Origin of the sequence: Actinomadura rubrobrunea NBRC 15275, assembly GCF_001552235.1 — a bacterium.
Lineage (GTDB): Bacteria > Actinomycetota > Actinomycetes > Streptosporangiales > Streptosporangiaceae > Spirillospora > Spirillospora viridilutea.
The window spans coordinates 1-14,343 of the sequence record NZ_BCQU01000025.1 but is presented as its reverse complement, the minus strand read 5'-3'; the positions used below and the strand labels follow the sequence as shown (position 1 = coordinate 14,343).

The window sequence follows — 14,343 nt, the reverse complement described above, 5'->3', positions numbered from 1 at the left end:
CGGCGGCCCCGGCCGTCAGGCCGGCGTCCCGAAGATGTCGATCCGGTCGCCCTCGGCGAGGCTGACGATGGCGCGCTTGGTGTCCTTGCGCTTGCCCCAGCCGTACCGCGTGCGCTTGCGCTTGCCCGGCCGGTTCAGGGTGTTCACGTTCGTCACCTTGACGTTGAACACCTCTTCCACGGCCTGCTTGATCTGCGTCTTGTTGGCGTCCGGGCGGACGATGAACGTGTACTTGTTCTCGTCCAGCAGCCCGTAGCTCTTCTCCGAGACGACCGGCGCGATGATGATGTCGCGAGGATCGGCGATCTTGTTCACTGGTCCACCGCCTCCGAAGCACCCCCGCCGTTGCGGGAAGCGCTGGTCTTCTTGGTCGCGCGTGCGATGAACTCGTCGTACGCGGCCTTCGTGAAGACCACGTCGTCGTTCACCAGCACGTCGTAGGTGTTGAGCTGGTCGGACACCAAAAGGTGGACGCTGGGCTCGTTGCGCAGGCTCTTCCAGGTGACCTCGTCGTCGCGGTCCAGGACCACCAGGACCCGCTTGGCGTCGGTCACGCTGCGCAGCGCGGCCAGCGCGGTCTTGGTCTTGGGCGTGTCGCCCTCGATGAGGTGGTCGACCACGTGGACGCGGCCGTGGCGGGCCCGGTCCGACAGGGCGCCGCGCAGCGCGGCGGCCTTCATCTTCTTCGGGGTCCGCTGGGTGTAGTCCCGCGGCTGCGGGCCGTGGACGGTGCCGCCGCCGACGAACTGCGGGGCCCGCGTCGAGCCCTGGCGGGCCCGGCCGGTGCCCTTCTGCCGGTACGGCTTCTTGCCGCCGCCGCGCACGTCGCCGCGGGTCTTGGTGGCGTGGGTGCCCTGCCGCGCCGCGGCCTGCTGCGCCACCACGACCTGGTGGATCAGCGGCACGTTGGTCTTGGCGTCGAAGATCTCGGCAGGCAGGTCGACGTCCAGCTTGCTGGTCACTTGCCCGCTCCCTTCACTGCGTCGCGCACCATGACCAGGCCGCCGTTCGGACCGGGAACCGCGCCCTTGATGAGCAGCAGGTTCTTCTCCGGATCGATGGCGTGGATGGTCAGGTTCTGCACGGTGGTCCGGGCGTTGCCGTGCCGCCCCGCCATGCGGAGGCCCTTGAAGACGCGACCGGGGGTCGCGCAGCCGCCGATCGAGCCCGGCGAGCGGTGCTTGCGCTGGGTACCGTGCGAGGCGCCCAGGCCGCCGAAGCCGTGACGCTTCATCACACCCGCGGTGCCCTTGCCCTTGCTGGTGCCGGTGACGTCGACCTTCTGCCCGGCCTCGAAGACCGAGACAGTGATCTCCTGGCCGAGTTCGTACTCGGAGGCGTCGTCGGTCCGGATCTCGGCCAGGTAGCGGCGGGGGGTCACGCCGGCCTTCTCGAAGTGCCCGGCGCGCGGCTTGTTCACCTTGCGCGGGTCGATCTGGCCGTACCCCAGCTGCACGGCGCTGTAGCCGTCCTTGTCCTGGGTGCGGATCTGGGTGACGACGCACGGCCCGGCCTGGACGACGGTCACCGGAACGATCCGGCCCTCATCGTCGAAGACCTGGGTCATGCCGAGCTTCTCGCCCAGGACGCCCTTCCTTGTCCTACTCATCTTCGGTGCGTCCCTCAGAGCTTGATCTCGATGTCAACGCCGGCCGGAAGGTCGAGCCGCATCAGCGAGTCGACCGTCTTGGGCGTGGGATCGATGATGTCGATCAGCCGCTTGTGCGTGCGCATCTCGAAGTGCTCGCGCGAGTCCTTGTACTTGTGCGGCGAGCGGATGACGCAGTACACGTTCTTCTCGGTCGGCAGCGGCACCGGGCCCGCGACCTTGGCGCCCGTCCGCGTCACCGTCTCAACGATCTTCTTCGCGGAGGTGTCGATGACCTCGTGGTCGTAGGCCTTGAGCCGGATGCGGATCTTCTGTCCCGCCATGGTGGCCTCGGTGTCCTTTGCTGGTAGTGCCGCTGAGTGTGTCTGGTCCACCCCCACGTGCGTGGGGATCGGTGGAGTCGTGACGCGGCGGCCCGGCGTGGTTCCTGCCCGGGGGACGGGCCCCCGGGCCCCCCGGTGACGGGGGTCCGCGGCCGGGCCGCCGCGCGACGAGTGGTGTTACTTGATGATCTTGGTGACGCGACCGGCGCCGACGGTCCGACCACCCTCACGGATGGCGAACTTCAGGCCCTCCTCCATGGCGACGGGCTGGATCAGCTGGACGCGCATCTCGGTGTTGTCGCCCGGCATCACCATCTCGGTGCCCTCAGGCAGGTTGACGACGCCGGTGACGTCCGTGGTCCGGAAGTAGAACTGCGGACGGTAGTTGTTGAAGAACGGCGTGTGCCGACCGCCCTCGTCCTTGGACAGGACGTAGACCTGCGCCTCGAACTCGGTGTGCGGGGTGTTGGTGCCCGGCTTGATGACGCACTGACCGCGCTCGACCTCCTCGCGCTTGACGCCGCGCAGCAGGAGGCCGACGTTGTCGCCCGCCTGGCCCTGGTCGAGGAGCTTGCGGAACATCTCGACACCGGTGACGGTGGTCTTGAGCGACTCGTCCTTGATGCCGATGATCTCGACTTCCTCGTTGACGCTGATCACGCCGCGCTCGATGCGGCCGGTCACCACGGTGCCGCGACCGGTGATCGAGAACACGTCCTCGATCGGCATCAGGAACGGCTTGTCGGTGTCGCGCTGCGGCTCGGGGACGTTCTCGTCCACGGCCTTCATGAGCTCCTTGATGGACTCGGCCCACTTGGCGTCGCCCTGCAGGGCCTGGAAGGCCGAGACGCGGACGACCGGGACCTCGTCGCCGGGGAACTCGTACTCGTTGAGCAGCTCGCGGACCTCGAGCTCGACCAGCTCCAGGATCTCCTCGTCGTCGACCATGTCGCACTTGTTCAGGGCGACGACGATGTAGGGCACGCCGACCTGACGGGCCAGCAGCACGTGCTCCTTGGTCTGCGGCATCGGGCCGTCGGTGGCGGCCACGACCAGGATCGCGCCGTCCATCTGGGCGGCACCGGTGATCATGTTCTTGATGTAGTCCGCGTGACCCGGGCAGTCCACGTGCGCGTAGTGCCGAGTCTCGGTCTGGTACTCGACGTGCGCGATGGAGATGGTGATACCGCGCTCGCGCTCCTCGGGGGCCTTGTCGATGTCCTCGAAGGGCGTGAACGGGTTGAGGTCGGGGTACTCGTCGTGCAGCACCTTCGTGATCGCCGCGGTAAGGGTGGTCTTACCGTGGTCGATGTGCCCGATGGTGCCGATGTTCACGTGCGGCTTGGTCCGCTCGAACTTGGCCTTCGCCACTGGTTGCTCCTTGTTGCGATCCTCGGCCGGCTGGACCGGCCGCCTGATGCTGCTGGCTGGTGGCCTCGGGCTCGGGTGCTACTCGCCCCTCGCCTTGGCGATGATCTCCTGCGCGACGTTGCTGGGCACCTCCGCGTAGGAGTCGAACTGCATCGTGAAGACCGCCCGGCCCTGGGTCTTGCTGCGCAGGTCGCCCACGTAGCCGAACATCTCCGAGAGGGGGACGAGCGCCCTGACGACCCGCATCCCCGCGCGCTCGTCCATCGACTGGACCTGCCCGCGGCGGCTGTTGAGGTCGCCGATGACGTCGCCCATGTTCTCCTCGGGCGTGGTGACCTCGACGGCCATCAGCGGCTCCAGCAGCGTCGGCGCCGCCCGCCTGGCGGCCTCCTTGAACGCCATGGAACCGGCGACCTTGAAGGCCATCTCCGAGGAGTCGACCTCGTGGTAGGCGCCGTCCTGCAGGGTGACCTTCACCCCCACCATGGGGTAGCCGGCCAGCACGCCGAACTCGGCGGCCTCCTGGCATCCGGCGTCCACCGACGGGATGTACTCGCGCGGGATGCGCCCACCGGTGATCTTGTTCTCGAACTCGTAGCCGTCGTTGCCCTCGCCCAACGGCTCCAAGTCGATGATGACCCGGCCGAACTGGCCGGCGCCACCGGTCTGCTTCTTGTGGGTGTACTCGACGCGCTCGACCTTCTTGGTGATCGTCTCGCGGTAGGCCACCTGGGGCTTGCCGACGTTGGCGTCGACCTTGAACTCCCGCTTCATGCGGTCGACCAGGATCTCCAGGTGCAGCTCGCCCATGCCGGAGATCACGGTCTGGCCGGTGTCCTCGTCGGTGCGGACCTGGAAGGAGGGGTCCTCCTCGGCCAGCCGCTGGATCGCCGTGGACAGCTTCTGCTGGTCGGCCTTGGTCTTCGGCTCGATCGCCACGTGGATGACCGGCGCGGGGAAGCTCATCGACTCCAGGACGATGGGCTCGCGCTCGTCGCACAGCGTCTCGCCGGTGGTGGTCTGCTTGAGGCCCATCACCGCGACGATGTCGCCGGCGCCGACGCGGTCGATCTCCTCGCGCTTGTTGGCGTGCATCCGGTAGATCTTGCCGACCCGCTCCTTGCGCTCCTTGACGGAGTTCAGGACCTGGGAGCCGGACTCCAGCACGCCCGAGTAGACGCGGATGAAGGTCAGCTTGCCCAGGTGCGGGTCAGAGGCGATCTTGAAGGCCAGCGCGGCGAACGGCTCGTCCTCGCTGGGCTTGCGCGCCAGCTGGGTCTCCTCGTCCCGCATCGCGTGGCCCTCGATGGCCTCCACGTCCAGCGGCGAGGGCAGGTACCGCACGATCGCGTCCAGCAGCGGCTGCACGCCCTTGTTCTTGAAGGCGGTGCCGCACAGCACCGGGGTCACCTTGCCGGCGATGGTGGCGCGCCGGATGGCCGGGTAGAGCTGCTCCACGGTGGGCTCGTTGCCCTCCAGGTACAGCTCCATGATCTCGTCGTCGTTCTCGGCGAGCGTCTCGACGAGCTTGTCGTGCCACTCTCGCGCCGCCTCGACGTGGGTGTCGGGGATGTCGACGACGTCGTACATCTCGCCGAGCTTGGCCTCGTCGTTCCACAGCAGGGCCTTCATCGTGACCAGGTCGATGACGCCCTTGAAGTCCGCCTCGGCCCCGACCGGCAGCTGCATGGCCAGCGGGGTGGCCTGGAGGCGGTCCCTGATCATGTCGACGCAGCGGTGGAACTCGGCGCCGACGCGGTCCATCTTGTTGACGAAGCAGATCCGCGGGACGCCGTAGCGGTCGGCCTGACGCCAGACGGTCTCGGACTGCGGCTCGACTCCCGCAACACCGTCGAAGACCGCCACTGCGCCGTCCAGCACGCGAAGCGAGCGCTCCACCTCGATGGTGAAGTCGACGTGGCCCGGTGTGTCGATGATGTTGATGGTGTGCTTGACGTTGTCGACCGGCCAGGTGCAGGTGGTGGCGGCGGAGGTGATGGTGATCCCCCGCTCCTGCTCCTGCTCCATCCAGTCCATGGTGGCGGCGCCGTCGTGGACCTCGCCGATCTTGTAGCTGATGCCCGTGTAGTACAGGATCCGCTCGGTCGTCGTGGTCTTGCCCGCGTCGATATGGGCCATGATCCCGATGTTGCGGACCTTGGCCAGGTCTACACCGGTCTTGGTAGCCACTCTCGTCCTCGCGTAAGTCGTCGTAGGTCGGTGACCGGGGTCACCAGCGGTAATGGGCGAACGCCTTGTTGGACTCCGCCATCTTGTGGGTGTCCTCGCGCTTCTTCACCGAAGCGCCGAGGCCGTTGCTCGCGTCGAGCAGCTCGTTCATCAGCCGCTCGGTCATGGTCTTCTCACGGCGCTGCCGGGCGTACTGCACCAGCCAGCGCAGGGCCAGGGTGGTGCTGCGCGCGGGCCGCACCTCCACCGGCACCTGGTAGGTCGCACCGCCGACGCGGCGGCTCTTGACCTCGATGGTCGGCTTGACGTTGTCCAGCGCGCGCTTGAGCGTGACGACCGGGTCGTTGCCGGTCTTCTCGCGGCAGCCTTCGAGCGCGCCGTACACGATGCGCTGGGCCAGCGAGCGCTTGCCGTCCAGCAGCACCTTGTTGATCAGCGCGGTGACCAGCGGCGAGTTGTACACCGGGTCGGCGATGAGCTGGCGCTTGCCAGCAGGGCCCTTGCGCGGCATCAGCTCTTCTCCTTCTTCGCGCCGTAGCGGCTGCGCGCCTGCTTGCGGTTCCGCACGCCCTGGGTGTCCAGCGAGCCGCGGATGATCTTGTACCGAACGCCCGGGAGGTCCTTCACACGGCCGCCGCGCACGAGCACGATGGAGTGCTCCTGCAGGTTGTGGCCGACGCCGGGGATGTAGGCAGTGACCTCGATCCCGCTGGTCAGCCGGACACGAGCGACCTTGCGAAGCGCGGAGTTCGGCTTCTTGGGCGTCGTGGTGTAGACGCGCGTGCAGACCCCTCGGCGCTGCGGGCTGCCCTTCAGCGCGGGCGTCTTGTTCTTGGTCACCTTGTCCTGGCGGCCCTTGCGGACCAGCTGCTGGATCGTGGGCACCGCGTCTCCGTCTTCCTCGTACCGAGCCGGTAAGTGTTCTTCCTGGGCTGGATCCCGCGTGCGCGAGACCCGTCATCACCACCTCTGACGAGGCTGTGACCTGCCGGTTTCCCGACCTCTCCGACCCCCGCGGTCGGGCGTGTCGCACTCTGCTCGGCCACACGTGACCGCCCGGCCCAACCGGGCCGAATCAAGCCGGGGAGTAAATTCGCGGCGCCGGCCCTGGCACCTGGGCCTTGCCGGAGCGCACGCGGATTCGGCCCGCACACCGGCGGGCGCGAAGAAAGAGGTTACCCACCCGCGGAGCAAAGTGCAAAGCGAGTACCGCACTACCGCGCCGACCCCATTCGGCGCAAGCACCGAGGGCTGGGAACCGGTGTGACTTGTACGGCGGCGTCCGCGAGGCGGAAATCATCCGCCCGCAGTTAAGACGTCCGACCGTCCGGGAGTTGTTCCCGTGCGTTCATTTTGACCGACCGGCTCGCAAAAGACCAGGGTGGGGGCGCTCGCCCTCCGCATCACGGTCCCGCACCCCATCAACCCCCGGGTCCGCCTGGCGCGGACTCCGGGGGCTGCGGTCGTCCTTCCGCGGGCGGTCTCGCCCGGCGCCCGTCACCGGGCGCGGGGCTCGGCCGGATCGGTCACCGCAGGAACGCCAGGTAGATCACCGCGAGGAGCACCACGAGGACCACGGCGCCGACGGCGATGTACAGCACCTTGCCGTTCTTGCCGCTCTTCTCCCCGGACCCGCCGGCGGGCGAGGCGGCGCCGTATCCGGGGTAGCCGCCCTGCTGCTGGCCGTACGGAGCCTGCTGCCCGTACGGCGCGGGAGCCTGCTGGCCGTACTGGCCCGGCTGGCCCGGCTGCTGACCGTACGCGGGCTGCCCGTACTGCTGCTGCCCTTCCGGCTGGCCGTAGGGGGCCTGCGGCTGGCCCCCGAAGGCGCCCTGCTGCTGCCCGTACGGAGCCTGCTGGCCGTACTGCTGCTGCTCGGGCTGCCCGTACCCCTGCGGCGGGAAGCCCTGCTGGCCCTGCTGCGCCTGCTGCCCCCACGGCTGCTGGCCGAGGTCCAGGCGCGTGGCGCCTTCGCTGCCGCCGCCGGGCGGGTTGGCGAACGCCTGCGTCGCCTGCGCGTCGCCGCCGGCCTGCTCCTGCCCCTGGGGCGCGCCGTACCGGGGCTCCTCGCCCGAGGAGGCGGCGCCCGCACCGGCGGCCTCGGGCGGCGGCACCGTCATGGTGCGGTCGGCGTCGACGCCCTGCTGGTCGCCGGGGGCCGGCCAGGGCTCGGGCGTGGACGGCGGCGTCGGCGCCTGCCACGGCTCGCCCTGCGGCTCCGACGGCTTGCGCTCCGGTCCGGTCGCCACCGGGATGTCGGTGCCGGGCGACCACGCCGTGGTGGCCTGGTCGTCGACGGCGGGCCGCGGCTTGTCGGCCTCGGGCACGCCGGTGCCCGGACCTGGAACGATCAAGGTGCGGTCCGCGGCGCCCTCACCGCTGTCCGCCTGCTGCTGTTGCTGCTTCTGCTGCGCCTGCTGAACCTCGGGCGGCGGAGAGTACAGGTCCTGCGCGGGGTTGTACGGCGCCTGCTGCTGACCCTGCTGCTGCTCCGGCTGCTGGCCCTGCTGCTGGCCGAACTGGGACTGCGCGGGCTGCTGCGGGTAGCCCTGCTGACCGTACCCCTGCTGCGGGTAGCCCTGCTGGCCGTAACCCTGCTGGGTGTACGGCTGCTGCGGGTACGGCGGCTGCTGGCCGAAGGGAGGCTGCGGCGGCTCCTGGGGCGGGGTGAACCCGCCGGGCCCCTGGGCCGACTGCCCGTACGGCGCCTGCTGGGGCGGCTGCTGCGGCTGGCCCCACTGCCCCTGCGCGGCCTCCTGCCCCTGCGCGAACTGCTGCATGGGCTCCACCATGGTCGGCGGAGGGGGCGGCGGCGTGCCGCCCTGCTGCGGCTGCACGGGAGGCTGCTGCTGGGGTCCCTGGTCCGAGGGCTGGGGCGCGGCGTGCCGACCGCCGGCGCCGCCGGGCGGCGCGGGCTGCGGAGCGCCGAACACCACCGTCCGGTCGCCCATCGGCCGCAACGGTTCCTGCCGGTCGGGCCGCCCGCCCGGCGCCTCGGGCGCCTCGTCCTCGCCGGACGACGGCGGCTGCGGTCCCTGCGTGCCGTCATGCTCGGTCATCGTGGGGGGCTCCTTCGGTGCCGTCGTCCCGGACCTGACCACGCCCGGACCTGCCTTCTCCCGGACGTGACCATCGGCCCGCGCCGGGTCTTTCCGCCCACAGCCTGCCCCGATCGGCCGCTCTATCGCAAATCACCGCCACGCGTGGTGGCAGTGGCGTCGCACACGGCCACCGGCGGCGGGCGACGGCCGACCGGAGCACCGCCGCGACCTGGCGGAACCGGGGCGCCGCGCCGCGAGCAAACAGCGCCCCGGAGTCCGTGGCCGTGCGCATGCCCGCCGACGACGGGGCGCGCAACGTGACCATCTTCTCATCTCTCGCCGCCTCCGGGCGCCCGCACGGCGCCGAAAAGTCCCGCACGGCGCCGATAAAAGCGGACGACGGCCGGGCGCACCCCGAACCGGGATCTCGCCGTGACCGCGCACCCGGTTCGGCACGGCCGAGCAGAAGGAGCACTGGCCGCCGCGGTTCGCCGACGGGTCGGCGACGACGGCGTTCGCGGTCACCGAGTCGCACGGCGGGTTCGACTCTCACCGCTTCACCACCACGCGCCGATCGTTCGAAGACGGCGGCGCGTCGCCCCCGTGGCCGCTGCGCGCGGGCGTGCGCCGCGAACGCGAAAGGCCCCTTCCGATCGCTCGGAAGGGGCCTTCGCGCTGCTAAGAGGGCGGACCGCTCAGGGGCGCGCGGCGGACCGCGCGTCCCCTGACCGACCGACTAGCGGTTGTACTGGCCGAAGTCGTACTCCTCCAGCGGGACGGCCTCGCCGGAGCCCTGACCGAAGGCGTACTCGGCGCCGTCGTCGTAGGAGCCGACGGAGTACACCGCCGCCTTGGCCTCCTCGGTCGGCTCGACCCGGACGTTGCGGTACTGCGGCATGCCGGTACCGGCCGGGATGAGCTTGCCGATGATGACGTTCTCCTTCAGGCCCAGCAGCGGGTCGCTCTTGGCGTGCATGGCCGCCTCGGTGAGGACCCGGGTGGTCTCCTGGAAGGAGGCCGCCGACAGCCACGACTCGGTGGCCAGCGAGGCCTTGGTGATGCCCATGAGCACGGGACGGCCCGCGGCGGGCGTGCCGCCCTCGGCGACCACCTTGCGGTTGGTCTCCTCGAACACCGGACGCTCCACCAGGTCGCCCGGCAGCAGCTCGGTGTCGCCCGACTCCAGGATGTTCACCCGCTTGAGCATCTGGCGGACGATCACCTCGATGTGCTTGTCGTGGATCGACACGCCCTGCGAGCGGTAGACCTCCTGGACCTCCTGCACCAGGTGCAGCTGCACGGCGCGCGGGCCGAGGATGCGCAGCACCTCGTGCGGGTTGACCACACCGTGGATCAGCTGCTGGCCGACCTCGACGTGCTCGCCCTCCTTGACCATCAGACGCGAGCGCATCGGCACCGGGTAGGCGACCTCGTCGGAGCCGTCGTCGGGGACGATGACGACCTTGCGGGTCTTCTCCGTCTCGTCGATCTTGACCCGGCCGGCGACCTCGCTGATCGGGGCCACGCCCTTGGGGACGCGGGCCTCGAACAGCTCCTGCACACGGGGCAGACCGTGCGTGATGTCCGCGCCGGCGACGCCACCGGTGTGGAAGGTCCGCATGGTCAGCTGGGTGCCGGGCTCGCCGATGGACTGCGCGGCGATGATGCCGACGGCCTCGCCGACGTCCACCCGCTTGCCGGTGGCCAGGCTGCGGCCGTAGCAGGCGGCGCACACGCCGATCTTGGCCTCGCAGACCAGGGCGCTGCGGGTGCGCACCTCCTCCACGCCCGCCTCGATCAGCCGGGTCAGCACCGCGTCGGACAGGTCGGCGCCGGCCTGCACGAGCACCGTGCCGTCGACCTCGACGTCCTCGGCGACGGTCCGGCCGATCAGGCTGGTCTCGGCGTGGGCCGGCCGGACCAGGTTGCCCGCGGCGTCCCGCTCGGCCACCCGCATCGGGATGGTGCGGTCGGTGCCGCAGTCCTCCTCGCGGACGATGACGTCCTGCGCCACGTCCACCAGACGCCGGGTCAGGTAACCGGAGTCGGCGGTGCGCAGCGCGGTGTCGGCCAGACCCTTGCGGGTGCCGTGGGTGGAGATGAAGAACTCCACCACCGACAGGCCCTCGCGGTAGGACGACTTGATCGGCCGCGGGATGGTCTCGCCCTTCGGGTTGGAGACCAGGCCGCGCATGCCGGCGATCTGGCGCAGCTGCAGCGGGTTCCCTCGGGCGCCCGACTGGATCATCATCCAGACCGGGTTGGTCTTGGGGAACGCCGCCTCCATGTCGGCGGCCACGTCCGCGGTCGCCTTGTTCCAGATCTCGATGAGCTCCTGGCGGCGCTCCTCGTCGGTGATCAGGCCGCGGTTGAACTCCCGCTGCACCTTCTCGGCACGCTTTTCGTAGGTGACCAGGATCTCCTGCTTGTTCGGCGGGACCACCACGTCCTCGATCGCGATGGTCGTCCCGGACCGGGTCGCCCAGTGGAAGCCGGCGGTCTTCAGCTCGTCCAGCGCCGCCGCCACCTCGACCTTCGGGTAGTTCTCGGCCAGCTGGTTGACGATCGCCGACAGCTGCTTCTTGCCGACCTCGTAGTTGACGAACGGGAAGTCGTCCGGGAGCGTCTCGTTGAACAGGCAGCGGCCGAGCGTGGTCTCCAGCCGGTACGGCCGGCCCGGCTCGTAGCCCTCGGGCGCCTGCCAGCCGCGCGGCGGCGGGACGTCCTTGAGCCGTACCGTGATCTTGGCCTGCAGGTCCAGCTCGCCCCGGTCGTAGGCCATGATCGCCTCGGCGACCGAGGAGAACGCGCGGCCCTCGCCGAGCGCGCCCTCGGACTCGGTGGTCAGCCAGTACAGGCCGATGACCATGTCCTGGGTGGGCATGGTGACCGGCTTGCCGTCCGACGGCTTGAGGATGTTGTTGGTGGACAGCATCAGGATCCGCGCCTCGGCCTGCGCCTCGGCCGACAGCGGCAGGTGCACCGCCATCTGGTCGCCGTCGAAGTCGGCGTTGAACGCCGTGCAGACCAGCGGGTGGATCTGGATCGCCTTGCCCTCCACCAGCTGCGGCTCGAACGCCTGGATGCCCAGGCGGTGCAGGGTGGGCGCGCGGTTGAGCAGCACCGGGTGCTCGGTGATGACCTCTTCCAGCACGTCCCACACCACCGGACGGGCGCGCTCGACCATCCGCTTGGCGGACTTGATGTTCTGGGCGTGGTTCAGGTCGACCAGCCGCTTCATCACGAACGGCTTGAACAGCTCCAGCGCCATCTGCTTGGGCAGGCCGCACTGGTGCAGCTTCAGCTGCGGGCCGACCACGATGACCGAACGGCCGGAGTAGTCGACGCGCTTGCCCAGCAGGTTCTGCCGGAACCGGCCCTGCTTGCCCTTGAGCATGTCGGACAGCGACTTGAGCGGACGGTTGCCCGGCCCGGTGACCGGGCGGCCGCGGCGGCCGTTGTCGAACAGCGCGTCGACGGCCTCCTGCAGCATCCGCTTCTCGTTGTTGACGATGATCTCGGGCGCGCCCAGGTCGAGCAGCCGCTTGAGCCGGTTGTTCCGGTTGATCACGCGCCGGTACAGGTCGTTCAGGTCACTGGTGGCGAACCGGCCGCCGTCCAGCTGGACCATGGGACGCAGGTCCGGCGGGATCACCGGGATGCAGTCCAGCACCATGCCCAGCGGGCTGTTGCGGGTGTTGAGGAACGCCGACACGACCTTCAGCCGCTTGAGGGCGCGGGCCTTCTTCTGGCCCTTGCCGGTGCGGATCGTCTCGCGCAGCTTCTCGGCCTCGGCCTCCAGGTCGAAGTTCTCCAGCCGCTTCTGGATGGCCGCGGCGCCCATGCCGCCCTCGAAGTACTTGCCGAAGCGCTCGCGCATCTCGCGGTAGAGGAGCTCGTCGCCCTCCAGGTCCTGGACCTTGAGGTTCTTGAACCTCGTCCAGACCTCCTCCAGGCGGTCCAGCTCCCGCTGCGCCCGGTCGCGCAGCTGCTTGATCTCGCGCTCGGCGCTGTCGCGCAGCTTGCGCTTCTGGTCGGCCTTGGCGCCGGCCGCCTCCAGCTCGGCCAGGTCGGCCTCCAGCTTCTGCTGGCGGGCCTCGATCTGGGCGTCGCGGGCCTGCTCGATCTGCTGGCGCTCGACCGAGATGTGCGCCTCCAGCGTGGGCAGGTCGCGCTCGCGGCGCTCGGTGTCCACGCTGGTGATCATGTACGCGGCGAAGTAGATGATCTTCTCGAGGTCCTTGGGCGCCAGGTCCAGCAGGTAGCCCAGCCGGGACGGAACGCCCTTGAAGTACCAGATGTGGGTGACCGGCGCGGCCAGCTCGATGTGGCCCATCCGCTCACGCCGCACCTTGGCGCGGGTCACCTCGACGCCGCAGCGCTCGCAGATGATGCCCTTGAACCGGACGCGCTTGTACTTGCCGCAGTAGCACTCCCAGTCCCGGGTCGGACCGAAGATCTTCTCGCAGAAGAGCCCGTCCTTCTCCGGCTTGAGGGTCCGGTAGTTGATGGTCTCCGGCTTCTTCACCTCACCGTGGGACCACTGGCGGATGTCGTCGGCGGTCGCCAGACCGATGCGAAGCTCGTCGAAGAAGTTGACGTCAAGCAACAGTTTTCCCCTTGAGTTGATCAGACCTCTTCGACACTGCTCGGCTCACGCCGGGACAGGTCGATGCCGAGCTCCTCCGCGGCGCGGAAGACGTCCTCGTCGGTGTCGCGCATCTCGATGGACATGCCGTCGCTGGAGAGGACCTCGACGTTGAGGCACAGCGACTGCATCTCCTTGATGAGCACCTTGAAGGACTCGGGAATGCCGGGCTCGGGGATGTTCTCGCCCTTGACGATGGCCTCGTAGACCTTGACGCGGCCGAGGACGTCGTCGGACTTGATGGTGAGCAGCTCCTGGAGGGCGTAGGCGGCGCCGTACGCCTCCAGCGCCCACACCTCCATCTCACCGAAGCGCTGGCCGCCGAACTGGGCCTTACCGCCCAGCGGCTGCTGGGTGATCATGGAGTAGGGGCCGGTCGAGCGGGCGTGGATCTTGTCGTCGACCAGGTGGAGCAGCTTGAGGATGTAGATGTAGCCGACCGAGATCGGGTCCTTGTAGGGCTCGCCGGTGCGGCCGTCGAACAGGCGGGCCTTGCCGCCGGGGCCGACCAGGCGCATCCCGTCCCGGTTGGGCAGCGTGCTCTCGATGAGCCCGGTGACGTCGTCCTCGCGGGCGCCGTCGAACACCGGCGTGGCGGTGTGCGTCCACGGCGGCGCCTCGCCGGCGCCGAGCGCCTTCAGCGTCCGCTTCCACTCGGCGTCGTCGCCCTCGATCTTCCAGCCCTGGCTGGCCACCCAGCCGAGGTGGGTTTCGAGGACCTGGCCGACGTTCATGCGACCGGGCACGCCCAGCGGGTTGAGGATGATGTCGACCGGGGTGCCGTCCTCCAGGAACGGCATGTCCTCGATCGGCAGCACCTTGGCGATCACGCCCTTGTTGCCGTGCCGCCCGGCCAGCTTGTCCCCGTCGGTGATCTTGCGCTTCTGCGCCACGTAGACGCGGACCAGCTCGTTGACCCCCGGCGGCAGCTCGTCCCCGTCCTCCCGGGAGAACACCCGCACACCGATGACCTTGCCCTGCTCACCGTGCGGCACCTTCAGCGACGTGTCGCGCACCTCACGCGCCTTCTCACCGAAGATCGCCCGCAGCAGCCGCTCCTCCGGGGTCAGCTCCGTCTCACCCTTCGGCGTGACCTTGCCGACCAGGATGTCACCCGGCACCACATCCGCGCCGATCCGGATGATCCCCCGCTCGTCCAGA

General features: G+C 69.6%; 11 protein-coding genes. All 11 read right to left on the bottom strand.

Translation table 11 applies throughout. The features are described 5' to 3' along the window. Positions 1–15: 15 nt before the first annotated feature. Positions 16–315 carry a 50S ribosomal protein L23 gene (gene rplW / locus AR3_RS10280; protein ID WP_067912139.1) on the bottom strand — a complete coding sequence of 100 codons (300 nt, stop codon included), beginning with the start codon at positions 313–315 and terminating at the stop codon, positions 16–18. Next, positions 312–962: a 50S ribosomal protein L4 gene (rplD, locus tag AR3_RS10275; protein ID WP_067912135.1), complete on the bottom strand. Its 651-nt coding sequence runs from the start codon at positions 960–962 to the stop codon at positions 312–314. Before rplD ends, rplW begins: the two co-directional genes overlap by 4 nt. Next, complete coding sequence (rplC, locus tag AR3_RS10270; RefSeq protein ID WP_067912132.1) at positions 959–1,609, bottom strand: 50S ribosomal protein L3; 651 nt, start codon at positions 1,607–1,609, stop codon at positions 959–961. The genes rplD and rplC overlap by 4 nt, the downstream gene beginning before the upstream one ends. A gap of 14 nt (positions 1,610–1,623) precedes the next feature. Then, on the bottom strand, positions 1,624–1,932 hold the full coding sequence (rpsJ, locus tag AR3_RS10265) for a 30S ribosomal protein S10 (protein ID WP_018657599.1): 309 nt from the start codon (positions 1,930–1,932) through the stop codon (positions 1,624–1,626). Between the two features lie 177 nt (positions 1,933–2,109). Further along, complete coding sequence (gene tuf, locus AR3_RS10260) at positions 2,110–3,303, bottom strand: elongation factor Tu (RefSeq protein WP_067912129.1); 1,194 nt, start codon at positions 3,301–3,303, stop codon at positions 2,110–2,112. Between the two features lie 78 nt (positions 3,304–3,381). Beyond that, the gene (gene fusA, locus AR3_RS10255; protein WP_067912126.1) at positions 3,382–5,493 is read right to left on the bottom strand and encodes an elongation factor G; all 2,112 of its coding nucleotides are present in this window, start codon (positions 5,491–5,493) and stop codon (positions 3,382–3,384) included. Positions 5,494–5,533: 40 nt separating this feature from the next. Continuing rightward, the gene (rpsG, locus tag AR3_RS10250) at positions 5,534–6,004 is read right to left on the bottom strand and encodes a 30S ribosomal protein S7 (RefSeq protein WP_067912124.1); all 471 of its coding nucleotides are present in this window, start codon (positions 6,002–6,004) and stop codon (positions 5,534–5,536) included. Further along, positions 6,004–6,378: a 30S ribosomal protein S12 gene (gene rpsL, locus AR3_RS10245; protein WP_019632621.1), complete on the bottom strand. Its 375-nt coding sequence runs from the start codon at positions 6,376–6,378 to the stop codon at positions 6,004–6,006. The genes rpsG and rpsL overlap by 1 nt, the downstream gene beginning before the upstream one ends. Positions 6,379–7,019: 641 nt before the next feature. Further along, positions 7,020–8,552 carry a hypothetical protein gene (locus tag AR3_RS31490; protein ID WP_067912121.1) on the bottom strand — a complete coding sequence of 511 codons (1,533 nt, stop codon included), beginning with the start codon at positions 8,550–8,552 and terminating at the stop codon, positions 7,020–7,022. A 718-nt stretch (positions 8,553–9,270) separates the two neighbouring features. Then, positions 9,271–13,143: a DNA-directed RNA polymerase subunit beta' gene (locus AR3_RS10235; protein WP_067912118.1), complete on the bottom strand. Its 3,873-nt coding sequence runs from the start codon at positions 13,141–13,143 to the stop codon at positions 9,271–9,273. A 20-nt stretch (positions 13,144–13,163) separates the two neighbouring features. Further along, a partial coding sequence (locus AR3_RS10230) for a DNA-directed RNA polymerase subunit beta (protein WP_451916692.1) occupies positions 13,164–14,343 on the bottom strand: 1,180 nt, incomplete at its 5' end.